This is a genomic window from Trinickia symbiotica (assembly GCF_002934455.1).
GTDB lineage: Bacteria > Pseudomonadota > Gammaproteobacteria > Burkholderiales > Burkholderiaceae > Trinickia > Trinickia symbiotica.
In genome coordinates this window covers 70,407-93,551 of sequence record NZ_PTIR01000002.1, presented here as the reverse complement: position 1 = coordinate 93,551, position 23,145 = coordinate 70,407, and the positions used below count along the sequence as shown (strand labels likewise).

At 62.4% G+C, this 23,145-nt stretch carries 22 protein-coding genes; 16 read left to right on the top strand and 6 right to left on the bottom strand.

The window, feature by feature from the left end:
- Window positions 1-11 precede the first annotated feature (11 nt).
- The gene (locus B0G57_RS04145; RefSeq protein ID WP_018439567.1) at window positions 12-494 is read right to left on the bottom strand and encodes a hypothetical protein; all 483 of its coding nucleotides are present in this window, start codon (window positions 492-494) and stop codon (window positions 12-14) included.
- Between the two features lie 11 nt (window positions 495-505).
- A complete protein-coding gene (locus B0G57_RS04140) occupies window positions 506-973 on the bottom strand; it encodes a winged helix-turn-helix transcriptional regulator (protein WP_223258540.1) in 468 nt (155 codons plus the stop codon).
- 57 nt (window positions 974-1,030) lie between these two features.
- On the opposite strand from B0G57_RS04140, the gene B0G57_RS04135 reads away from it, so the two are divergent.
- The 6 genes from B0G57_RS04135 (at window position 1,031) to B0G57_RS04110 (ending at window position 8,188) form a co-directional block, all read left to right on the top strand.
- Window positions 1,031-1,915 carry an SDR family oxidoreductase gene (locus B0G57_RS04135; RefSeq protein ID WP_018439569.1) on the top strand — a complete coding sequence of 295 codons (885 nt, stop codon included), beginning with the start codon at window positions 1,031-1,033 and terminating at the stop codon, window positions 1,913-1,915.
- Window positions 1,916-2,056: 141 nt separating this feature from the next.
- Window positions 2,057-3,640: a Fic family protein gene (locus B0G57_RS04130; RefSeq protein ID WP_018439570.1), complete on the top strand. Its 1,584-nt coding sequence runs from the start codon at window positions 2,057-2,059 to the stop codon at window positions 3,638-3,640.
- A 146-nt stretch (window positions 3,641-3,786) separates the two neighbouring features.
- Entirely contained in the window at window positions 3,787-4,647 is an 861-nt protein-coding gene (locus B0G57_RS04125; RefSeq protein ID WP_018439571.1) for an SDR family oxidoreductase, read from the top strand.
- Between the two features lie 14 nt (window positions 4,648-4,661).
- Window positions 4,662-6,872, top strand: a complete 2,211-nt coding sequence (locus tag B0G57_RS04120) for a VTT domain-containing protein (protein WP_018439572.1) — start codon at window positions 4,662-4,664, stop codon at window positions 6,870-6,872.
- A gap of 16 nt (window positions 6,873-6,888) precedes the next feature.
- Window positions 6,889-7,707, top strand: coding sequence for an endonuclease/exonuclease/phosphatase family protein (locus B0G57_RS04115; RefSeq protein ID WP_018439573.1), 819 nt, complete (start codon window positions 6,889-6,891; stop codon window positions 7,705-7,707).
- Window positions 7,694-8,188 carry a phage protein NinX family protein gene (locus tag B0G57_RS04110; protein WP_018439574.1) on the top strand — a complete coding sequence of 165 codons (495 nt, stop codon included), beginning with the start codon at window positions 7,694-7,696 and terminating at the stop codon, window positions 8,186-8,188. The genes B0G57_RS04115 and B0G57_RS04110 overlap by 14 nt, the downstream gene beginning before the upstream one ends.
- A 67-nt stretch (window positions 8,189-8,255) precedes the next feature.
- Here B0G57_RS04110 and B0G57_RS04105 read toward each other — a convergent pair whose 3' ends face one another.
- Window positions 8,256-8,510 carry a hypothetical protein gene (locus B0G57_RS04105; protein WP_020566066.1) on the bottom strand — a complete coding sequence of 85 codons (255 nt, stop codon included), beginning with the start codon at window positions 8,508-8,510 and terminating at the stop codon, window positions 8,256-8,258.
- Between the two features lie 530 nt (window positions 8,511-9,040).
- Window positions 9,041-10,357, bottom strand: coding sequence for an MFS transporter (locus B0G57_RS04100; protein ID WP_018439576.1), 1,317 nt, complete (start codon window positions 10,355-10,357; stop codon window positions 9,041-9,043).
- Window positions 10,358-10,571: 214 nt separating this feature from the next.
- Here B0G57_RS04100 and B0G57_RS04095 point away from each other — a divergent pair, with 214 nt between their 5' ends.
- The 8 genes from B0G57_RS04095 (at window position 10,572) to B0G57_RS04065 (ending at window position 17,818) form a co-directional block, all read left to right on the top strand.
- Entirely contained in the window at window positions 10,572-11,174 is a 603-nt protein-coding gene (locus tag B0G57_RS04095) for a DJ-1/PfpI family protein (RefSeq protein ID WP_018439577.1), read from the top strand.
- 122 nt (window positions 11,175-11,296) lie between these two features.
- On the top strand, window positions 11,297-11,908 hold the full coding sequence (locus B0G57_RS04090) for an HD domain-containing protein (RefSeq protein ID WP_018439578.1): 612 nt from the start codon (window positions 11,297-11,299) through the stop codon (window positions 11,906-11,908).
- A 46-nt stretch (window positions 11,909-11,954) separates the two neighbouring features.
- Window positions 11,955-12,995 carry a patatin-like phospholipase family protein gene (locus B0G57_RS04085; RefSeq protein WP_018439579.1) on the top strand — a complete coding sequence of 347 codons (1,041 nt, stop codon included), beginning with the start codon at window positions 11,955-11,957 and terminating at the stop codon, window positions 12,993-12,995.
- A gap of 22 nt (window positions 12,996-13,017) precedes the next feature.
- On the top strand, window positions 13,018-13,947 hold the full coding sequence (locus B0G57_RS04080; protein WP_018439580.1) for an adenylate/guanylate cyclase domain-containing protein: 930 nt from the start codon (window positions 13,018-13,020) through the stop codon (window positions 13,945-13,947).
- A gap of 152 nt (window positions 13,948-14,099) precedes the next feature.
- Window positions 14,100-15,254 carry a substrate-binding domain-containing protein gene (locus B0G57_RS04075; RefSeq protein ID WP_018439581.1) on the top strand — a complete coding sequence of 385 codons (1,155 nt, stop codon included), beginning with the start codon at window positions 14,100-14,102 and terminating at the stop codon, window positions 15,252-15,254.
- Window positions 15,251-17,383 (top strand): ATP-binding protein, encoded by a 2,133-nt coding sequence (locus B0G57_RS04070; protein WP_102606720.1) that lies wholly within the window; start codon window positions 15,251-15,253, stop codon window positions 17,381-17,383. Before B0G57_RS04075 ends, B0G57_RS04070 begins: the two co-directional genes overlap by 4 nt.
- A 119-nt stretch (window positions 17,384-17,502) precedes the next feature.
- On the top strand, window positions 17,503-17,625 hold the full coding sequence (locus B0G57_RS32095; RefSeq protein WP_018439583.1) for a hypothetical protein: 123 nt from the start codon (window positions 17,503-17,505) through the stop codon (window positions 17,623-17,625).
- Window position 17,626: 1 nt separating this feature from the next.
- Window positions 17,627-17,818: a hypothetical protein gene (locus tag B0G57_RS04065; RefSeq protein WP_018439584.1), complete on the top strand. Its 192-nt coding sequence runs from the start codon at window positions 17,627-17,629 to the stop codon at window positions 17,816-17,818.
- Between the two features lie 22 nt (window positions 17,819-17,840).
- Here the strand turns inward: B0G57_RS04065 and B0G57_RS04060 are convergent, their stop codons facing one another.
- Entirely contained in the window at window positions 17,841-19,643 is a 1,803-nt protein-coding gene (locus tag B0G57_RS04060) for a PHA/PHB synthase family protein (RefSeq protein WP_020566067.1), read from the bottom strand.
- Between the two features lie 207 nt (window positions 19,644-19,850).
- On the opposite strand from B0G57_RS04060, the gene B0G57_RS04055 reads away from it, so the two are divergent.
- Window positions 19,851-20,210 (top strand): cupin domain-containing protein, encoded by a 360-nt coding sequence (locus B0G57_RS04055; protein ID WP_018439586.1) that lies wholly within the window; start codon window positions 19,851-19,853, stop codon window positions 20,208-20,210.
- A 19-nt stretch (window positions 20,211-20,229) separates the two neighbouring features.
- Here the strand turns inward: B0G57_RS04055 and B0G57_RS04050 are convergent, their stop codons facing one another.
- Window positions 20,230-21,522 carry an MFS transporter gene (locus tag B0G57_RS04050; RefSeq protein WP_102606737.1) on the bottom strand — a complete coding sequence of 431 codons (1,293 nt, stop codon included), beginning with the start codon at window positions 21,520-21,522 and terminating at the stop codon, window positions 20,230-20,232.
- A 157-nt stretch (window positions 21,523-21,679) separates the two neighbouring features.
- Between B0G57_RS04050 and B0G57_RS04045 the strand changes: the two genes are divergently transcribed.
- Window positions 21,680-22,972, top strand: coding sequence for an NRAMP family divalent metal transporter (locus B0G57_RS04045; protein WP_018439588.1), 1,293 nt, complete (start codon window positions 21,680-21,682; stop codon window positions 22,970-22,972).
- Window positions 22,973-23,145: the final 173 nt, after the last annotated feature.

The following is a 23,145-nucleotide window of genomic DNA, read 5'->3' as shown; positions in this document are numbered from 1 at the left end:
GAAATTCAGGATCACCCAGCATCGTAGAAATTGACATCGCTACTGTTGGATCCATTCGGGTAGTTGTCGTAGAGCATCCGTCGGGTGATGCGCGTTTCGACGGACGCGTCGTACTTGAGCTGATTGCCGACGATGTCCCAGGAAACCTGCGTACCCCCCGGCAACGTGATCGGGTTCGAAACTGCTTGCACGGTCGTCATGAACGAGTATTGCGAAAGCGCTGTCCCGCTCCCGATCGAGTACGGCACACGAATCACCGCGTTCGATCCATCGGCTGCGATCTTGACGATCGATGGTGTGCCGAGCGAGACCGATGACGAACTCAGGTCGGTGTCGTACTGCTGGATGCTGGTGTAGCCATTATCTTTGTAACTAGCATCGAATACCGCGGTGCAGGCCGAGGCGTTCGAGCCCGTCAGGCATGAGGTAAGCGCCGAGGGCAAGGCTCCGAGGTAAGCGATGCCGGCATAGTGCAGGCGTTTTACATCGGCCACTGGCGACGCTTCTACGCTGCTTCCTTCTTGTTATCAAAACGCAGGCGAGCCGCTGTGACTTGAGCATGATTCTCGTCGGCCCACTCGATCAGGACCTTCAACGCCTTGAACATCGAACGACCGAGGTCGGTCAGGCTGTATTCGACGCCCGGTGGCTTCGTAGGGAAGACCTCTCGATGCACGTAGCCGTCGCGTTGTAACTCATGAAGTGTCTGCGCGAGCATTCGCTGCGATATGTCGGGTACCAACCGGCGAAGCTCACCGAATCGACAGGGGTGCTCGGCGAGCGCCATCATCAGCAACGAACTCCATCGGCCATCGATGACGTCAATGACGTCGCGCACCGGGCAATTCGTGATAGAGCCGTATTTGTTTCGAACGTCGTCCAGCTTCGTTTTGAGAGCGCTGGCCCGCGCTTTGGTGGTTCCCATTTGGTAACTATCTCCTGAAAAACTGCCTTCTTTACGGAAGAGCGCCAAGGCCTGATTATCGAGTCACTCTCAAAATGAGAGTAACACTTAGAATGAGGCTAGTCCATGAACGACACGATTTTCGTCACCGGTGCATCCGGTCAGCTTGGTCGGCTGGTTATCAAACACCTGCTGGCTCGCGGCGTGACGCACAACCGCATCATCGCTGGGACGCGCAGCCCCGAAAAGCTCGCCGAGCTTGCGGCAGCGGGCATCGAGGTTCGCCCTGCGAACTTCGAAGACCCGCAAGGCCTGACCGAAGCTTTCAAAGGCGCCGGCACCGCTCTCATCATTTCAACGGACGCCCTCGATGATGCCGGCACAAGACTCAAGCAGCATCGCAACGCGGTCTCGTCAGCCGTCGCGGCAGGTGTCGCGCGTCTGGCTTACACGTCGCTGCCCAATCCGGAAAGCTCGCTTCTTAGCTTCGCACCGGACCATCTGGAAACCGAGCGCGCCATCAAGGCAACCGGTCTGCCGCACGTGATTTTCCGAAATAGCTGGTATCAGGAGAATTTGCACATGTCGCTCCCGGGTGCCCTTAAGAGTGGCCAATGGCATTCCGCATCTGAGGGTGGAAGAACGTCGTATGCCGCACGGGGGGACATCGCTGAAGCGATTGCCGCAGCGCTGACTGTTTCAACGCCTGAAAGTCGGACATATACGCTCACAGGCCCCGAGGCGCTGTCCAACGAGGAAATCGCCGATCTCGCTCGCCGAGCCACAGGGCAGCCTCTTGCCGTCGTCCATGTGACTGACGAACAGTTCGCCGCGGGGCTCAAAGCGGCGGGGGTTCCTGACCAATTTATTCCTGTATTGGTCTCTGCTGAGGCGGAAATTCGAGCCGGCAATCTTTCTATCGTTACCAACCATCTCGAATCGCTCATCGCTCGCCCTGCGAAGCGGGTTGCGGAGTATCTTGAAGAGTCCAAGGCGAGCTATACGGCTTGAGGGTCAATCTGCATGACCTGAACGCGGGCCGGGCGCGATGCCCCGAACACCGCATGATTTCAGGTTTCAGTTAACGTTTTTCGCTAGATGCGCTATATTTTTAACGAAATTCGTTAACTGTTATCGAAATTTTGGGGTTTCATGTCTGAGAAATGGCTCGGCTACCGCTGGCTTGCCCACCGCTATGGCATCGCCCCAGTGCAGCCGTTTCCCGTCGAGAGCTGCATCGGTCCGACTCGCAAATCGAGCCGCCTTGACGGTATGGTGCGCGAAACATACACGTACGCCAATCCGCCCGCCGACACACTCGCTACGCATGTCACGTTCGCGCTGAAGCACGAAGGAGTGTTTCTCGAGCACCTCTCTCGGCTGTTCGAGGCCATTCCACGGCAAGCGCTTATCGACTGGGTGCTTGACGAGCGCACCGGGCAGTACGCTCGCCGAGCAGGCTTCCTCTACGAATGGCTGACCGGCGACACGCTGGAGGTCGTCCCCGACGTGACGGCTGGCGCTTACATCGATGTGCTCGATCCCAATACCTACTTGGTGAGCCAGGCACCGATCAATAACGCGCGCTGGCGTGTGCGCGACAATCTACCCGGGACGCGCTCGTTTTGTCCCACCGTCCGCCGAACGGAGGTGGTTCGGAAGGCGGAGCAATACGATATTCCAAGTCAGATCGAAGCACTCCAGGCAGAGTACGGCGTGGATACGCTGCGCAGGAGCGCGGTCTGGCTGACGCTGAAGGAAAGCCGGGCGAGCTTCGAAATCGAGCACGAGCAGGATCGCGGCGACCGGGTCAAGCGATTTGCAGCGGTGATGGAAGCACGCACGGGGACGTATGAATCTCCACTCGCTCGTGACGCGCTGACGGAACTTCAGCGAGAAATTCTCGGCAACGTCACCACTTTAACGAGCTTCGGCGTGCGCCGCTCGCCCGTTTTCGTGGGTTCGGTCGATCGGTTCACCAACGTTCTGCACTACGTCGCTCCGCACTGGGCCGATGTCGAAGGCATGCTCTCTGGACTGGAAACGTTCGAGACACGAACTCGCGGTGCCGCGCCGATCGCGCGCGCGGCAACCGTCGCATTCGGGTTCGTGTACGTGCATCCTTTCGCCGATGGCAATGGCCGCTTGCATCGGTTTTTGATCAATGACATTTTGCGCAGGGACAACGCTGTCCCGAGGCCATTCATTCTTCCCGTCTCAGCAACGATTACCAGCAAACCGCAGGCGCTTGCTGCATACGATCAGGTACTTGAAGTCTTCTCCAAGCCGTTCATGCAACGGTATGGATCAATGGCTGCCTTCGAGGAGCGCCGCAAGTACGAAGACGGCGTCACGTCGGATCTCAAGTTCGCGGCGTACAAGGACGCCGCGCATGCGTGGCGCTATCCGGATCTCACCGCACATGTGGAATACCTCGCAGACATCGTCGATAAGACAATTCGCTTCGAAATGCGAGAGGAAGCCGCGCTGCTCCGCCGCTGGGAAAACGCTCGCCTCGCCGTCAAGGAAGTCATCGAAGGTCCGAACCAAGATATCGACCGCATCATCCGCTCCGTCCGCGACAACCACGGCTCAATCTCGAACAAACTACGGCGGGATTTTCCAGTTCTCGAGGACTCCGGTCTTGCAGATCAAATTGCGGCAGCTATCGAGCGCGCCTTCGGCGTCGACACGCTCGGCTCGACCGGAGCCGGCATCGGCGACGAATCGGCGTGATCGCGCCTCTATCCGGTGTATGCGGCACTCAACGCTGGAGCGTCCGGTTCGTCCCATCGATTCCATATAGGGCAAAGCGAGGCACGCGCGTTGCTGCGTTGTCGAGGTTCACTCAGTTTCGCTTTTACGACTGAAAAGGAGCCGAAATGACAAGCAAGCCGACACCGCCGATGCCCGAGCAGCAGCAAGGGAATGTGCCGGGCAAGACGGCGCCGATGAATCCGAAGCCCGATCACGGCGAGCAGAGCTATCGCGGGCATGACCGGCTCGCAGGCAAAGCGGCGATCATCACGGGCGGCGACAGCGGGATCGGACGCGCCGTCGCCATCGCATTCGCCCGGGAGGGCGCCGATGTCCTGATTTCCTATTTCGACGAGCACGAGGACGCACGCGAAACGGCGTCGTGGGTCGAGAAGGCCGGCCGCAAGGCGGTGCTCGTGGCCGGCGATCTTGCCGACCGCAAGCATTGCGGCGAGGTAGTCGCCCGTGCGATCGCGGAATTCGGCCGTGTCGACGTACTCGTCAACAACGCGGCTTACCAGATGGACCACGAATCGGTCGAGGAAATCACCGACGATGAATGGGACCGCACCTTCGATATCAATATCGGCGCAATGTTCCGTCTCGTGAAGGCGGCGCTGCCGCATATGAAGCCGGGCAGCGCGATCATCAATACGACCTCCGTCAATGCGGACAAGCCGCGGCCCACACTACTGCCGTATGCGACGACTAAAGGTGCGATTCAGAATTTCACGGGCGGGCTCGCCGGGTTGCTCGCCGAACGCGGAATCCGCTCGAACTGCGTCGCGCCGGGGCCGATCTGGACGCCGCTGATCCCGGCGACGCTGCCGCCGGACAACGTGCGGCAGTTCGGGCAGCAGACGCCCATGAAGCGCCCGGGGCAGCCGGCCGAGTTGGCGCCGGTGTACGTGCTGCTGGCGAGCGATGAAGCAAGCTATGTTTCCGGAGCAACGGTCGCGGTGACGGGCGGCGTGCCGATCCTTTGACGAGGAGGGCGCCGATGACCGCCGACGTCGCCACGCAACCATCGAGGCATCCTCCGCCCGGTACCGCCGAACGCTCGGCCTTGCCATCGGCGCAGCCGGTGGCGCGCCACGGTCTGCTCGAAGCAGGGCGCAATTGCGAGGCGATCCGCCATGCGGACCGTTTCAGTCTGCTCGTCGACGCCCACGATTATTTCGCAGTCCTACGCGATGCGCTCACGCGTGCGCAACGCACCGTATTCATCGTCGGCTGGGATATCAACAGCCGCGTCAAGCTCGTGCCCGAGGGCGCGAACGACGGCTTCCCCGAGTTGCTCGGCGAATTCCTGCAGGCACTCTCGGCCGCTCGACGCCGGCTGCGCATTTACGTGCTCGCGTGGGATTTCGCGATGATCTACGCGTTCGAGCGCGAGTGGATGCCCGTTTATCAGACGGGCTGGCGCTCGCAGCGAGGGGTGGTCTTCCGGCTGGACGGGGTGCATCCGCGCGGGGCGTCGCATCATCAGAAGTTCGTCGTCATCGACGACCGGCTCGCGTTCGTCGGCGGCATCGATCTCACGCGCTCGCGTTGGGATACGTCCGAGCATGCGCCCGACGATCCGCGCCGGCGTGACCCGAACGGCACGACCTATGGGCCGTTTCACGACATTCAGACGATGTTCGACGGTGACGCCGCTCACGCTATCGGTGAGCTGGCGCGCGAGCGGTGGCAACACGCGTGCGGCAAGCGCATCGCAATCCGAGCCGAGCGCGCGCTCGAAGATTCCGCCGATCCGTGGCCGCGCTCGGCACCCGTCGATCTGCGCGACGTATCGCTCGGCATCTCGCTGACTGAACCGCCGTATCGCTCACACGGCCCGCGCCAGCAGGTGCGCGCGCTCATCGCCGACATGATCGCCGCGTCCCGGCATCACATCTACATCGAAAACCAGTACTTCACCGCGGCGGTCGTGCGCGAGGCGTTGCGTGCGCGGCTCGGCGACCCGCAAGGGCCCGACGTCGCCGTCGTAGCGCCGCGCATGCAAAGCGGCTGGCTCGTCGAAGCGACGATGGGCGTACTGCGCGCCCGCCTGCACGGCGTATTGAACGAGGCGGACGAGTACGATCACTACAGGCTCTATTGCCCACATATCGAAGGACTCGGCGATCGCTGCCTGAATGTACACAGCAAGGTCATGGTCGTCGACGACACGCTGATTACAGTCGGCAGCGCGAACCTCAACAACCGGTCGATGGTGCTCGACACAGAGTGCAACATCGTCATCGACGCGAATGGCGACCCGCGCATTCGCTCGGTGATCGCCGGCTGGCGCAATCGGCTGCTTGCCGAACATCTAGGGGTGCCGGCGTCCGCTGTTTCGCAGGCACTCGAGCGAACGGGGCGCCTGAATGCCGCGATCGGTAGTCTGATGCGCAATGAAGGGCGCACGTTGCAGCATTTTGCGCCCGCGACGAACAGCGACCTCGACAAGGTGATCCCCGTGAACGCCTGGCTCGATCCCGAGGAACCGCTCGAGCCAGACGCGCTGGTGCGCGAATTCATCCCGCGAGAGCAGGGCAAGTCGCTGACCGCGCGGCTGCTATTGCTCGGCGCACTGGTGCTCGTCATCGCTATCTTTGCGGCTTTATGGCATTTCACTTCGCTCGGCGACAATTTGAACCTTGCGTCGCTGTCGCGTTTCGCCAAGCGAATCGATGCGCTACCGTTCGCGCCAGCGATCGTGCTGGCCGCTTACGTCATCGCCGCTATCCTCGCGGTGCCGATCACCCTGCTGATCGCGGCGACCGGTCTTGCGTACGGAGCGTGGCCCGGCGTGTTCTATTCGCTCGCCGGCACACTGCTCGCGGCGGTGGCGACCTACGGCATCGGCATGTCGCTCGGCCGCGATGCGGTGCGGCGCCTGGCCGGCGTACGCGCCAACCGGCTCAGCGAACGAATCGGCAGGCGCGGCATCGTCACAATGATGGCGCTCCGGCTGCTCCCGATCGCGCCGTTCGCGATCGTCAATCTGGTGGCCGGCGCGTCGCACATCAGTCTCCGCGACTACTTGATCGGCACGCTGCTTGGCATGGCGCCCGGCATCGTGCTGACCGTCACGTTCGCTCATCAACTGCTCGCGGCGATTCGTCACCCGAGCATCGGCGCGATGGCGACGCTGGCGGCCATCGGTGTCGCGCTCGTGGGCGTGTCGGTGGCGCTGCAACGCTGGCTGGGGCAGCGCAAATGACCAGCGGGACGACGGTATGAGTACCAGCCTCGACTCGGTCCGTCGTGCGACGGGCGATGCCGCCGACCGCGAGACCGCTGCCCGCGCATCGGCATCCGCTTGCTCGCTGCGGATTGCAACCTATAACATCCACGGCGGCCTGCGCATGCGCAAGACGCGATCCGCGCGGGATGCGGGCGAGCCGATCGCACGCGTGATCGCCGAGATCGACGCCGACATCATCGCCCTTCAGGAAGTACCCCTCGGCGGCTCAGATACGCCCGACGTCCTTTCGTATCTGCGCGACACCACGGGCATGCACGCAGTCGAGGGGCCCACGCTCGACACGCCGCGGCACCGCTATGGCAATGCCGTGCTATCCCGCCTGCCGATACGCAACGCGCGCGTCCTCGATCTTTCCTTCCGCCGGCGTGAGCCCCGCGGCGCACTCGATGCGGACATCGAATGCGGCTCGACGCTATTGCGAATCGTCGCGACGCATCTCGGCCTGTCGGCCGGGGAACGCAGCATGCAGGTCCGTAGCCTTCTCGCCGCGTTCGATACGGCCGCGCTTCCGGTCATTCTGCTCGGCGACATCAACGAATGGTTCGTGCACGGGCGCGCGTTGCGTGCGCTCGTCACGCATTTCCGGCGCGCGCCGGCGCCGCGCACTTTTCCGACATTCTGGCCGGTATTCGCGCTCGATCGAATCTGGGTGCACCCGGGCGAATGGCTCGGCGCGGTCAGCGTGCATCGCAGCGCGCTGGCCCGCGGCGCATCCGATCACTATCCGCTCGTTGCGCGGATCGAGGTGCCGAGGTCTGAATTCGATGGAGGCAGCCATGAAAGTCAGTGAACTCGACGGGCGCGCGCTCGACTACTGGTGCGCTCGGGCGCTCGTCGACGATGACGAGGAAATCCGTTTCGCCGAGGTCGAGCCCGGCATCGTCGTGACGCTTGCGCACGGCGAGTTCCGCAAGCTGAATGAGCGCTTCATGCCGACCGACGAGTGGCGCGATGCGGGCGACATACTGGAGCGGATCCGAGATTTGCAACTGAAGGCACAGGAAGGCAGGGTGCTTTGCATCGCGCGCTTCGGCGATCGACTCGATCCATCCGAAGCTGAAGGCGCGAATATTCGCCTCGCGCTTTCGCGAGCGTTCGTGCGCGCGCGCTTCGGCGATTCGGTCGATGATCGTTATCCGCGCGAGCCTCATGCGGTCCGTCGCGGCGTAGTGACGCCGTTGGCGACGGGCGCGGTCCCGCCATCGCCTGCCGACGACCGGGGGGCCGCCGGCGACGAGACGGGGGACATACGGTCGGTGCCACGAATGTGACCTGCTTCGCTCCTCAACGATCGTCGACTTTCATACAGGGGGCTCTTGCCCCCCGGCGACGAGGCCGCTAGTTGCCGAAGTAGATTTCGCAGGAAGGCCGGAACGCGCAATCGGAACGCGAGCCGGGCGTCATCGGGCTGCCATACTCGCTTCGCGTCCCGGGAACGCCTCCGACCGCCGAGTCCTTATCGCTGCTTTGCTGCGGCGACGCGGTGACTTGTTGTGGGTCGCTCTGCTGCTGATCGTTCGGCATGGACTGTGCGCCCGCGGCGCCCGCGGCCAAAAGGCAAACGATACCGACGGCTACGAATCGACGTTGCATGATCTCCTCCGTTACACCCTCTGTCTTTGCTGAGGACGAGCGCGTCTCTCAAGAGACGACGTCGTCTCGCGTATGCTTGCCGCGACCGAAGGATTCCTCGATGGACGCGGGCGTCGAGAAGGGCGATCGGATAGTGAATGTGCTCGCCGCAGCGCGCTGTCGGCGAGGCCGGAATGTTTTTCGGGGAGGAATTACTTTGTCAAGCGAAATGCATGACGCCTGACTCGGCGGGCCGGCATACAACCTGGGTATGCCTAAAGCCACCTGGAGGGACCTTGTGGGTCGAGAGCGCTTGAGGGCCGCTGTTCGTCCGTTATAGCGCAATTTCATCAAAACGCCACAAGGAAAATCTAGCCGATTCGCACTGGCGGATATCGCCAATGTTGGCTTGCCACGGCACTAAATTCGCGCGGCCTCTAATTCTACAAACGAAGAATTTTCATTGGCAATTTGATGTTAACCATTGCCGCGACGCCGATATTCCCATTCGGTCCGCGCGATTGTGCGTCGGGCTCGGGTGGCCTGCCCGTTCAATCAGGCGGTGTCGGATCCGCAAGCCTGATGCGCGAAACGAACCCTGCGGCCAGCACGAACCATCCCGCCGCGATAGCGAACGACACGATGTACGCGGAGCCGGCACCGGCGAGCGTCCTGACCCACGAAAGCATCCAACCTGTCACGGCGGGTCCGACGATCTGCGGAAGCACCATCGACACATTCCAGATGCCCATGTCCTTGCCGGCCGAGGCGCCGTCGGGCAAGACCTCGAGGGCCAGCGCCCAATCGACGGACTGGTAGGTGCCATAAGCCGCGCTGAACACGAGCGCCACCGGCACGACCATCGCGAGGCTGGGCCGCAGCGCGAGCAGCATGTAGCCGATCACCGCGCCGGCCATGATCCAACTCGTCGCGCGCACCACCGCGACGGTCCCGTGGCGATCCGCGAGCCGGGCGCCGAGCAGACTCGTCGGGATGGCGAGTACGGTGCCCGCGCCGAGCAGCACATTGAGCACGTTCACGGGCCGACTGACGCCTATGACGTCCTGAAGGTAATACAACATGAATGTGAAGACGGACCACACGCCCATATTGGAAAAGAAACGCGTAGTAAGTACCCAATAGAAATTTCGATGCAAGCGCGGATCGAGGTAGAACGAGCGCGCGAATGCGCGCGCATCGAAACGCTCGCGCGGCGTATGAACGGCCGGCTCGCGCGCGCCGCGTATCGTCAGCCAGAGGCAAGCGAACGTCAACCCGATGAACGTGGCGACGACGGGATAAAGTCGATGGGGTGAATAGAGCGCGATGAGCAATGCGTTGCCGCCCACGATGCCGATCACCGTCATCACGTTGAGCCACGCGCTCGCCCGGTTCCTCTCCGTTTTGGGCACCACGTCGGGTACCAGCCCGGCATAGGGGCCCGAGACCCAGTTCCACCAGAATTGCAAATGCAGGAACGCGATCGAGTAGACGACGATGCTGCCTCGATAGCCGAACGAGGCGAGCCATAAGAGGGCGAGCGCGGTGCCGAACGTGCCGATGATGAGATATGGCCGCCTGCGGCCCTTGCGCGAGACGCATCGATCCGAGAGAGCGCCGGCGATCGGGGAAACGACGAGCGCCACCAGAGCACCGGCCGCAATCACCGATCCGGCCGCGCCTTCCTTCATCACGGCGTGCGGTCCGAGCAGCCACGCAATCTGATCGGGCACGAGCACCGGTACGACGGTCATCCACTGAGCGAAGAGCGCAAACCACAGCGACGCGATTTGCAGGTGATCGAACGTCGACAAGGCGCGCGGCGCGCGTGCGACGCGTGCGTCCGATGCTGAGCCGGCCCAGCTCATAGATGCCTCGTCAAGTTTTCGGCAAATAGCGCCGACAAACGATGATATTTGTCTTTGGCGGATTGGAAAAGGCATCTGCAACGTACCAGGGAACGGCGCAAGCGGAACTCGCATCATCGAGTTGGTCGTTGCACGAAAGCTTTTGATTGTATTGGCTTTTGCCTCTAGCATGGCTCCCATCTTCACGAGACCTCGCTCCATGCGGGAGAAAGCCATGCATATTGCAATTCTCACCTTCGATGGTTTCAACGAACTGGATTCGATCGTCGCCCTAGGCATTTTGAACCGAATCAGGAAGCCGGACTGGCGAGTGAGCCTCTGCTGCCCGCGCCAAGAGGTGACGTCGATGAACGGGCTGACTGTTCGCGCGCAGTCACTGTTGGAGGATGCGGGCAGCGCCGATGCAGTCGTAATCGGAAGCGGCGCGCAGACCCGTCAGGTCGTCGCCGACGCGGGGCTGATGGCGCGCTTGACGCTCGATCCGTCTCGTCAGCTGATCGCCGCCCAGTGCTCCGGCACGCTCGTGTTAGCCAAATTGGGTCTGCTCGGCGGCAACCCAGCCTGCACGGATCTGACCACAAAGCCCTGGGTCCAGGAAGCGGGCGTCGAGGTGCTGAACCAGCCGTTCCATGCGGTCGGCAACGTGGCGACCGCGGGCGGTTGTCTCGCTTCACCCTATCTCGCAGGGTGGATCATCGCACGTACAGAAGGGCTCGAAGCGGCGGCCTCGGCCCTGCATTACGTTGCGCCCGTCGGCGAGAAGGGGGCGTACGTGGAAAATGCGATGAGGAAAATCACGCCCTACCTGCCGCGATGACGCGTTCCGCAAATACCGCGGATTGCTTATGATAGAAGCGGTCACCGTCAGGCGGTCTTCGCCAAGTTGGCGACTCTTCGGCTGCGAGTTGCCGGCGGTTGCGCCTCGCAAAAGGGGTAGCAATGAACGAGACGGCACGTTTCGTTGCGGTATGGTCACGTTGCGGCGGCGCCGACGGAGAATCCGTCTACGAGTGCCTGGTCGAACGTTACGCCGAACCGTCACGCCACTATCACACGCTGCACCACATCCGCCGATGCCTGCGCGACCTCGATTGGACGCGCGCTGTCGTCCCCGATCCCGATGCGGTCGAACTCGCGCTGTGGTGCCACGACGTCATCTATGTCCCGGGCGCACCCGACAATGAGCAATGCAGTGCCGACTGGTTTCGCGCGAAGGCGCAGGGCCGCATCGCAGTTGGCGAGCACGTGAGCGACATCATTCTGTCCACGACGCATCGACGAATACCCGCCGATCGCGACGCGTGTTTCACTGTCGATATCGACCTGGCCGATCTCGCCAGCGACCGCGCGGGCTTCATTCGAGATGAAGCCTCGCTCAGGGCCGAGCGTCCTGATCTCGACGATGCCGCGTACGACCGGGCCGTGCGAGCGTTCCTGAACGAGTTGCTGGCTCGCGAGCACGTCTACCATACGGACGTATTCCGATCTCGTTGCGAAGCGCAGGCCCGCTCGAACCTCGCCTGGCGGCTAGCCCAGCGCGCCCTCGAGTGAGCGCGCCGCTGGCTCCAGCAGCGCTCGATAGGCCAGGAGCAGCCCGATGGACACGGAAAATCCCACTGCCGGCAAGACGTCGACGCGGCGAATCAACGTCGCATTGCAAGGCGGCGGCAGCCACGGCGCTTTCAGCTGGGGCGTTCTCGATCGACTGCTCGAGGACGATCGCATCGAAATCGACGGGATCAGCGGCACGAGCGCGGGTGCGATGAACGCGACGGTGCTGGCCTATGGTCTCGTGAGCGGAGGACAGGAAGGCGCGCGCCGCGCGCTGGCGTCATTCTGGCGCAATGTCTCGGAACGGGCCTGGGCGAGCCCCCTATGCAATCCCTGGATGAAATGGACGGCCGGCGGCCACCTGGAGTTTTCGCCTGCCTGGCTCGCTTTCGACTTTCTCACGCGCATTTTCTCGCCGTATCAGCTCAACCCGGCCAACCTCAATCCGTTGCGCGACGTGCTGGAAGAAACGGTCGATTTCGACTTACTGCGGCGCAACACGAGCGTGAAACTCTTCTTGTGCGCGACCAACGTGTTGAGCGGCCGGATTCGCGTGTTTGCCACGAAGGACGTGACCGTGCACGCCGTACTGGCCTCGAGCTGCCTGCCGCAGCTTTTCCAGGCCGTACAGATCGACGGCGAATACTACTGGGACGGCGGGTACATGGGTAATCCTCCGATCTATCCGCTCATCTACGAGACGGATACGTGCGATGTGCTGATCATCCGCGTCAATCCGATCCGCATCGGCAAAGTGCCGACGACGGCTTATGAAATCCTCGATCGCGTCAATACGCTCAGCTTCAATTCGTCGTTGATGCGCGAGATGCGCGCGGTCGATTTCGTGACCCGACTCATCGACGAAGGAGCGCTGGACAGCTCGCGCTATCGCCGCATGCTGATCCACAGCATCGATGGCGAAGCGGAAATGTCGCGGTATGGCGCGGCGAGCAAATTCAATGCAGACTGGGCTTTCCTCTCCGAGCTGTTCGAGCTCGGACGGGCCCGCGCCGATGCCTGGCTGCAAGCGAATTTCGATGCTCTGGGAGAGCGCTCGTCGACGAACATCGCCGATACATTCCTCTGAGGCGCGACCTGGCGGATTGCCCATGAATGATCAGACGAAAAAGGCCACCTCTTGCGAGTCGGTGATGTTCGCGGACGTCAGCGGCAGTACCGTCCTCTACGAGACCGTCGGCGATATGGCCGCCTTCGAGGCGATCGCGCGCTGCATTGCGCTGATGAAATCGCAGGCGGAGGCGTCCGGGGGGCGAATCGTCAAGACGATCGGCGACGAAGTCATGGTGGTTTTTCCAAACGCGGAGCACGCAATGCAGGCCGCCATCGACATGCAACTCGCTGTCGCCGAGTTGCCCTCGATCGCAGGACTATCGATGTCCTTGCGCATCGGGCTGCATCACGGTTCGCTTTTGCCAGACGATTCGGGCGATGTCTTCGGCGACACCGTGAATATCGCCGCGCGGTTGAGGGAGCTCGCGTCTGCCGGGCAGATTCTCACCAGTAAGGAAACCGTCGACCTGCTTTCGACGAGATGGCGCCAGATGGTGCGCCAACTTTACTCAATACAAGTGCGCGGAAAAAGACAGCCGACCGAGCTCTACGAAGCGATTTGGCAACTGAGCGCCGACTTGACCGTTGCGGGCAGCGACGCGCAGTCCTCAGCCGAGTCGTCGTTACTGACGCTGCGCCATGGAGACCGGTGCATCGAAATGAGCCAATTCTCTACGCCCGGCCTGTTGACGATCGGACGCGGCGCGAACATGAGCATCGTTGTACACGACCGGCACGCGTCGAGGATCCATGCATCGATCGAACGTCGCGACGGCCGGTACGTGTTGATCGATTGCAGCTCGAACGGCACGCGCATCACCATCGACGGAGGCCACGAGTTGCTCCTTCGCCGCGACGAAGTCACGCTATGGGGGCACGGCTGGATCTCGTTCGGGCCGTCCGCGACCGATGAGTCCGAACGTGTCGAGTTCCACTGCGCGCGCTGTACCACACTGGGATTCAAATGATGAGTGCCGCACTTTAAGGATCTGGCGGATGCTCAGGGTTATTCCCCCTCATGACGGGCCAATGAAACGTGGGCGTTAGGCTACTATCTTGTGTTCACAAGTTCACCCCCAAAGCGCCATATGGATCCGTTTTCAATGGCCGATCTATCCCGATGAGAACGCTGGGCAAAAGCATCAAGGGCTTGCTTCTGGCATGGACGCTCGTATGTTTGCCGGCGATTGCAACGGCGCAGGCTTTGTCGACTGCAGCGCCAGGCGCGTCGGGCAGCGCGACGAATAAATTTCTGGCCGAAGCCGAGCGAGTCGTCGATGCCGCGTCGCGGCCCGCGGCGCCCTGGGACGGGCCACGCACCGGGCCGCGCGCTCAACCTGGGAAACACATCGCCGTCGTCGCCGAGGATTTGCGCAACGGGGGCATCCTCGGGGTCGTCGACGGCGTGCTCGAGGCCGCGAAGGTCATCGGCTGGAGCGTCAAGATATTCGATGCTGGCGGTATGCCGGATCTGCGGCTGAAAATGCTTGAGAACGCGCTGGCAAGTCGTCCGGACGGTCTCATCATCGTCGGCGGCGATGCGCGTGCGCTGCTGCCCGGGCTGCAACCGTTCGCCGAACGACACCTCCCGATCGTCGGCTGGCACGTCGCGGCGAAGGCTGGACCGGTACCAGGCACGCCGGTGGCGATGAATGTCTCGACAGACCCGCTCGAGGTTGCCCGTGTCACCGCGCTGGCAGCCATCGTCCAGTCGCACGGAAACGCGGGAGTCGTCGTCTTCACCGATACGAATTTTCAGGTGGCCCAAAGCAAGGCCAATGCAATGGCCGCCGTCGTGCGCGCGTGCAGCGGCTGCAAGCTGCTCGAAGTGCGCGACGTTGCGATCTCGCGCGCCGGGGAGCTGATGCCGGACACGACTCGTGCATTGCTCAAGGACTATGGCAAACGCTGGTCGTACGCGCTGGCAATCAACGACATCTATTTCGACTACGCAGCCCCGGTCCTCACGCAGGCAGGACTCCCGAACTCCGCGCTGTCGATGCTCTCGGCCGGCGACGGCAGCGAGTCCGCATTCCTGCGCATCCGGACGGGTACGTTTCAGACGGGCACGGTGGCCGAACCGCTGAATCTGCACGGCTGGCAGCTCGTCGACGAGATGAACAGGCTCCTTGCCGGGGAAGGCGTTACCGGTTATGTGTTTCCCGTGCATCTCGTGACGGCGGGCAATGTCACTGCCGACGGCGGCGATCGCCTCGTCTACGACCCCGACAACGGATACCGCGATATCTATCGCCACATCTGGCAACGCCCGTGAAGCTACCGCTCCCTCAATCGCTCACCGCGCAATTCGCGCTCGTGGTTTCCTGCCTGGCCGCATTGGTCGTGGCGGTGGGGGCCACGACCATTTACTCGTTGACCGGCTCGTCTTACACACTGCGCCAGTTGGCCGAGGAGCGGTTGGCGCTCCAGGAAGATGCCCATGACCTGACGCAGCATACGCTCAAGATCGAACGTTTGACGTTTGAATTGGCCGGCAACGATACGGTCGACGCCCTGCGCGAGACGCATCGCACAATCATGGACGAGCTCACATCGTTCGATCGCCTGGTCGATCGTCTGGCCTCCGCGACGACGAGCGACGGCATCGGTATGGACGCGCTTGCGTTGCATCGGTCGAGTCAGCACTTCCGCACCACGATCAACATCGAGGCACAGTTGCGCGAGACCGCGCTGGGCACGCAAGGCGCGACGGCGTCCGCCCGCTCGGCGCGGGCTGACGCGCCATTGGCCGGCCTCGACGACGATCTGCGCCGCCAGGCCGACGCGTTGTCCGCTGCTGCACGAAAACAATCGGACTATTTCACGCGCGCCTACCGCGAAGCAGTCCAGGACCTGGCCGAGCATTCGGACCGCACGCGCCGTTGGGTCATCGGTGAAGTCGCGGTAAGCCTGCTGCTCGCATGGCTGATCGCGCATGTATTTTTTGGACGACATGTCGTGACACGGCTGCGCCGAGTCAGTCACGCGCTGCTGCACGGGGACACCGACAGCTCGGGAGCCGGCGTTCCGGTGCGCGGCAGCGACGAGCTTGCCGACATGGCGCGCGCAGTCGAGCAGTTTCTCGAGGACCGGCGCCAACGCAAGCAAGCGGAGGCCGCGCTGAAGGAGCTCAATGCTGAGCTGGAGGCGCGCGTCGCACAACGCACCGCCGAGCTCAGCGCGGCACTGGCCGATCTGAAGGCGGAGATCGTCGAACGCCAGCACGCGGAGGAAGCTGTGCGCGCGAGCGAGCACTTCCTGGACAGCATCATCGAAAACATCCCCGATACCGTTTTCGTCAAAGACGCGGCGACGTTGTGCTTCGTGCGCTTCAACAAGGCGGGCGAGGAACTGCTGGGCTACCGCCGCGAGGAGCTCATCGGGAAGTCCGCCCACGATCTGTTTCCGGCGGACGAGGCCGATTTCTTCGCGATGAAAGACCGGGCCGTCCTCGAGTCGCGGCAGATGGTCGACGTGCCGGAGGAGTCGGTTCATACTCGCCACGGGCCGCGCTGGGTGCACACGATGAAGATTCCGATCCTCGATTTGCACGGTGAGCCGCAATTCCTGCTCGGCATCTCTCGCGACATCACCGCGCAAAAGCGTGCGGCAGCGGAACTGCGCGAAAGCGAGCGGCGCTATCGGGAAGCACAGACGGCACTCGCACACGCGAACCGCGTGACGACCTTGGGGCAACTCGCGGCCTCGATCAGCCATGAAATCAAGCAACCCATCGCGGCGGTCGGCGCGAATGCTCAGGCCGGGCGGCTGTGGCTGGGCGCGCACCCGCCGAATCTCGCGGAAGCGCGCCATGCGTTCGAGCGGATCTTCAAGGATGCGAAGCGCGCCAGCGAAGTCATGAACCGCATTCATGGCCTCGTCAAGAACGCGCCTCCGTCGAAGGAACGTCTGCAAATCAATGACGCAATTGGCGAAGTCATCGCGCTCACGCGTGGCGAGGTCGTCAAGCATCGCGTCTCTACGCGGTTGCAGCTGGCGGAGAACTTGCCGCCCATCGAAGGGGATCGAGTCGAGCTGCAACAGGTATTGATGAATCTGATCATCAACGCGGTCGAGGCCATGAGCGAGATCGACGATGGCCCGCGAGACATGGTCATCAGCACCGGAACGGACGACTCCGGCGGCGTCCTCATCTCAGTGTCCGATTCCGGCCCAGGGCTCGCGATCGACAACCCCGAGCGGTTGTTCGAGCCGTTCTGCACGTCAAAGGCAGGAGGGTTGGGGATCGGTCTGTCGATCTGCCGCTCGATCGTCGAAGCGCACGGGGGACGGCTTTGGGCGAGCCCGAACGCTCCACGTGGAGCCGTGTTTCAGTTCACCGTACCGATCCATCGAAGCAGCACATCGCAAGTCAGCGCGTCGGTTCCCTATACGGACGTATGAGTGCGGTATGCAGATGGAGGTCTCGCGGCGACCGTTCGTAGAATCGCTTTCTCTCAACAGTCGGACTATCTTGCTCCCATCGCGGTACTTCATTGCGTGACTATTAAACGGGGGAGACGATGAGCACGAACGCAAGAGATCTGGTCGAACTGCGCCGGGATGACCCGAACTCCGCGGAACTGAGAAAGATCGCGGCGAACATCATTGCAGCGGGCATCAAGGACCAGCGTGAGGGCTGCTGACATGAAGCAGCAGTGGCATTCCCGCCCGCTCGAGGTCCGTGTTTTCGATCGCTGCGATGAATGCGGCGAACTGAAGGAAGACGTCCAAGAGCGTGTGAATCACTGGCCGAAATTTGCCGTTGTTTGCTGTGCGACCTGTTTCGCCGATCTAAGCGGCGATTTCAGTGATCCCACGGCGGATTTTGTTTTATGAATGGGGGGCGGGGCGCCAACCTTCAGCTTTCGAGCACGTAGGTCCCTGGCGCATCGCATAAAACGGCGCCGGCCCCGATGCGCGGCGGGGCGATCTGACCGTCAGAGCGGTCCGCAAGCCATTGCTGCCAGCACGGCCACCATGACCCTTGCTCGACCGGCGCCACGTCGAACCACTCGGCCGGCCCGATGTAATGCTCGCCCTTGTGCCTGATCCGGAAGCGGAAACGCCGCGCACGGCCAGGCTCGGACACGATACCGGCATTGTGACCGCCGGACGCGAGCACGAAGCCGATCTCGGTATGAGTCAACAAGTGAAGCTTGAACACAGAGCGCCACGGCGAGACATGGTCGCGCTCGGTGCCGACCACGAACATCGGCATGTTCAACGCACCCAGGTGTATGGGTTTTCCGTGCACGCAGTATCTGCCTTCGGCAAGGTCGTTGTGCAGATAGAAGTGCGTCAGCGTTTCGAGATGTAGGCGGTACGGCAATCGCGTCGTGTCCGCGCTCCAGGCCATCAAATCGGAAGGCTGGGTGCGCGTGCCGAGCAGGTACTCGCGCACGAGGCGCGACCAGACCAGATCGTGAGAGCGCAGCATTTGAAAGGCCGCCGCCATCTGCTCTCCGTCCAGATAACCCTGCTCCCACATGAGCGCCTCGAGATACGCGAGCCTGCTCGCGTCGATGAAGAGACCCAATTCGCCCGGCTCGCTGAAATCCGTCTGAGCAGCGAGCAGCGTGATCGTCTTCAGCTCAGGCGCATCCCCGCGGCGCGTCCGCGCATGCGCAGCGGCCGCGAGTGCCAGCAGCGTGCCGCCAAGGCAATAGCCGGCCGCATGCACCGGCCCATTCGCTATGCGACGCACCTGCGCGAGCGCCTCGTAGAGCCCTTGCTCGAGGTAATCGATCAGCCCGAGATCCCGCGCTTCACCACGAGGATTGCGCCAGGAAACCATGAAGACCGTGTGCCCTCGCTCGACGAGGTAGCGGACGAGCGAATTGTGCGGCGACAGATCGAGCACGTAGTACTTGAGGATCCACGAAGGCACGATGAGAACGGGCTCGCGCCATACGGTCGGTGTTTGCGGCTCGTACTGGATCAATTCGATCAGCTGATTGCGATAGACGACCTTGCCCGGCGTGGCGGCCACGATATGCCCGAGTTGGTTGGGGGCAAACCGGCGACTGGAACTACCGGGCACGCGGCCTTCGAGCAGATCCTCCTGGTCTTCGAGCCAGTTGCACGCACCGTCCGCAAAGTTGCGTCCCCCCGTTTCCGTGATTGCGCGCAGCACCTGCGGATTGAGCCACCAGCAATTGGAAGGCGAGAGCATGTCCGTGAATTGCCGCGCGGCGAACTGCATGATCTGCTCGTTGCGCGGTGAAACACCGCGCACGCCGGTCGTCGCTTGTTGCCAGAACGAGTCGAACTGGCCGAACGCGTCGCGCAACAGGTTGAAAGGCCAGAGGCTCCAGCCTGGGTCGTCGACGCGCGGGTCGCCGTTGCCATGGTGTTCGGGCGGCACCCCCATCAGCAAGGATTGCCAGTACGCCAGCAGGTCGCTCGCGAGCAAGTATTGCTTGCCTGGAGAGCAGGCGAAATGGAGCAGCCACTCGAGCCATGCGAGCATCATCGCGGTAGGTGAACCGCCTCCCGACGTGCGGGCGAATGCGGCGTAAACCGCTCGGTCGAGCCGCGTTGCCGCGGCATCCAACGACGCCTGCTGCGATCCGTCCTCGAAGCCGAGCCTCGCCGCCGTTCGGGCCGGGCGTGCCATCGGAACGGGGAGGGTGAACGGCGAAGGGATCTCGATGCCTTTCATGAGAGATAGGAGCGCATTTTTCGTGCCCCTGAGGGCATGGCCCATACTAGGCCGCGGCCGGACCACGTCAGTGCGGTAGGTCGCGTACCACTGCGATTGCGCGCTGGCGCGCTCCGCGATGCGGGGCTTGGCCCTTCCAGCGCTCCGCCGAATAGGGAAAGGCGTGATAGTGTTACCGGGTCGCGTTCCGGCCGAAGGTACAACAAGATGACGATCGATCAACCCCTTGTGCCCCGTTTTCTAATCAGCGATTCTGACAGCATCCCGTGGTCGCCGTCGAGATTCGCCGACGGCGTCGAAGTCAAGAACCTCGGAAAAGCGGACGGGCTCGGGATGCAAATGGTTCGCTTCGCGCCCGGTGCCGTCTTTCCGGACCATCTTCATACCGGGCCGGAATTCCTTTACATACTGGAAGGTGAGGTCATTCGAAACGGAGTGCGGTTGCGAGGAGGGTTCGTCGGCATGGCGGAAAAGGGCACGATCGATCGCGGATTCCGCAGCGATACCGGATGCACATTTCTGCTTGTGTATGATCTTGAGCAGCAGTTCGACTCTATCGAACCGTAGTCGGTTTGGCGGTAATCGTTCAGGCCGTGGTCGCCTCAGGTCGCACGTCGACATGATCGCGCCGGCCGGCGGCATAACCGCACCAGGCCGACAGCGCGCAGATCGCGACACATAGGGCGGCCAAACTATCGAGCGAACCGGTTGCGTGCAGCAACGATCCGGCGATGAACGGGCCACATGACGCGATCAAATAGCCGATTCCTTGAGCCATGCTCGAGAGTTGCGCGGCCACGTGCGAATCGCGCGATCGCAGTCCAATGACGGTGAGGGCGAGCGTAAACGCGCTCCCCTGTGCGACGCCGAGCAAGAGCGCCCAAGCCCATGTCGTCGATAGCGGCGCAAAGAAGCAACCGACGAGACTTACGCCGGTCATCGCCAATGCGATGACATTGATCGCGCGCTGGTCCGCAAGGCGTGCAACCAGAAAGGGCAGCAGCAGGGATGCCGCGGCCTGAGCGATCACGCTGAGCGAGAGCAGGAGGCCCGCATCGACCGCACTCATTCCGCGCATGCGCAAAACCGTGGCCAGCCACCCGAACACGATGTATGCGAGCGACGATTGCGATCCCATGAAGAGGGTGACTTGCCACGCGAGCCGACTTCTCCACAAGCCGCGGACGATCCGCGTGCTCCGTTCGGCGCGAGTGCCCACCGGCGGGAGCTGTCCGAGCCATATCAGCACGGCCAATGCAACTGGCAACGCCCAGAGCGCCAACGCCCACGCCCATGCATTGTCGTTGCCGTCGCCGCCGAAGAGATGTCCCAGAGCATTGGCGGCAGGCGCCGTGACAGCGGCAGCCGAGGCGGCGCCGGCGCACATTGCGGCGCTATAGATTCCGGTCATCAGTGCCACGTGATGCGGGAAGTCGCGTTTTACCACGCCCGGCATCAGCACATTCATCAAGCCGATCGAAAAGCAGGCTACGATCTGGCCGACATACAACACCTGCCAGGAAGGTACGACGCGCAATGCGGTACCGGCGGTGAGCAGGACCAGCAGCGCAAGCAACGCCCGTTCGCTGCCCACGCGCCGAGAGAGCATCGGCGCTAGCGGACCGAACAAGCCAAAGCATAGCGACGGAAGCGTAGTCAGCATGCTCGCGCCGGCAGGACTCAGGTGGGTCGCTCGGACCGCGTCGAGGAGGATTGGGCCGACGCTGGTAATCGGCGTGCGCAGCGAAAAGGCGATCAACGCGAGGCTCGCGGCCAACGCGAAGCTGTGAGTGCGGGAATGAGGGGAGGCCGTCACATCTGTCAGGGGCGTGGCAGTATCGCGATCTTCGATCGACGTGGTTGGGGTCTCGGAAGTCAATTGATTATCGTCTGAAGTCTCGGGCGCTTTCACCGATGAGCTGCGTCGAACCTGCAGCCGAATTCAATGAGCGTTGAACAGAAGTCATTGTACTCGCGCACTCAGGAATGGCAGGTCCGGGAATTGCAGAGGCAATCTCCAGGAGGGGACCCATCCAATGAATCGGAACAAGCTTCTGGAGCCCGAGCACATCGTCCGCGATCCCGTCGAACGATCGTGGATACGACGGCTTGGTCCCGGTCTGATAACGGGCGCAGCGGACGACGACCCTTCCGGGATAGGCACCTACTCGCAGGCCGGTGCCCAGTTCGGGTTCGACCTGCTATGGACGCTCCTGCTGACGTACCCTCTGATGACGGCGATCCAGCTCGTGAGCGCACGTATCGGTCGGGTAACGGGAAGGGGCCTCGCGGCCAACATGCGCGAGCACTATCCGAAGTGGCTGCTCTACGGGGCGGTCTTGCTGTTGATGGCCGCCAACGTCATCAACATCGCCGCTGATCTGTCGGCGATGGGGGCGGCCGTCGGATTGCTGGTGCATGGCCCCGAGCAGCTTTACGTCGTCGTTCTTGGTGGCGTCTCGCTCGTGCTTCAGATCTTCGTTCCTTATGACCGGTATGCACGTTTTCTTAAAGGAACGGCGCTGGCGCTGCTCGCGTATGTCGCTGTCGCGCTGATCGTGCCGATCCCATGGAGCGAGGTCGCGCGTGCCATTGCACTGCCTCGCATCTTGCCGACGTCGGACTACCTGACGACGGTCATCGCGGTGTTCGGCACCACCATCAGCCCGTATCTTTTCTTCTGGCAGGCGTCCCAAGAACTCGAGGAGATGCATTCCAAGACTGGTCAACGACCGTTGCGCTGGGTGCCGCAGCAGGCGCCGAGGCAACTGCGCAGAATCAGCTTCGATACGTGGACCGGCATGGGCGTATCCAACGTCATCGCGTTCTTCATCATGCTGACGGCGGCCGCGACGCTTCATCTCCATCACATCGACGTGAAAACGTCCGCGGACGCCGCACGGGCGCTCGAGCCAATTGCCGGGCGTTTTGCCTATGTCGTTTTCGCACTCGGCATCGTCGGCACGGGAATGCTCGCGCTTCCCGTTCTGGCCGGCTCGGCCGCCTATGCCGCGGCCGGCAGCTTCCGCTGGCGCAGCAGTCTTTCACTGCATCTGATGCTGGCTCGTCAGTTCTATGCCGTCATTGCCTGCGCGATCGTCGGCGGTGTCGCGATCACTTTCATGCACTTCGATCCCGTCAGGGCGCTTTACTGGAGCGCCGTCATCAATGGTCTTACGGCGGTGCCGATCATGGTCATCCTCATGATGATGGCGCGCAGCCGCCGCATCATGGGCCAATTCGCGGTAAGCGGATCTCTCGCGTGGGGAGGGTGGCTCGCGACGCTTGCCATGGGCATCGCGGCAATCGGTGTTTTTCTGCCGGGCTAGCGCCTTTGCACAATGCCCTCCTGATCGAGCAGCTCGGGTTCGCGAAAATCTTCCCCGACGCGGCTGCGGCGTGGCAATCCCGCAATGTGCGGTTGCCGAACGTTTCGTGGGTTAGTACCTACCGGATGTCGCTCAAGTCAGAATCGCGACGTGTCGATATATGTACTGACTAG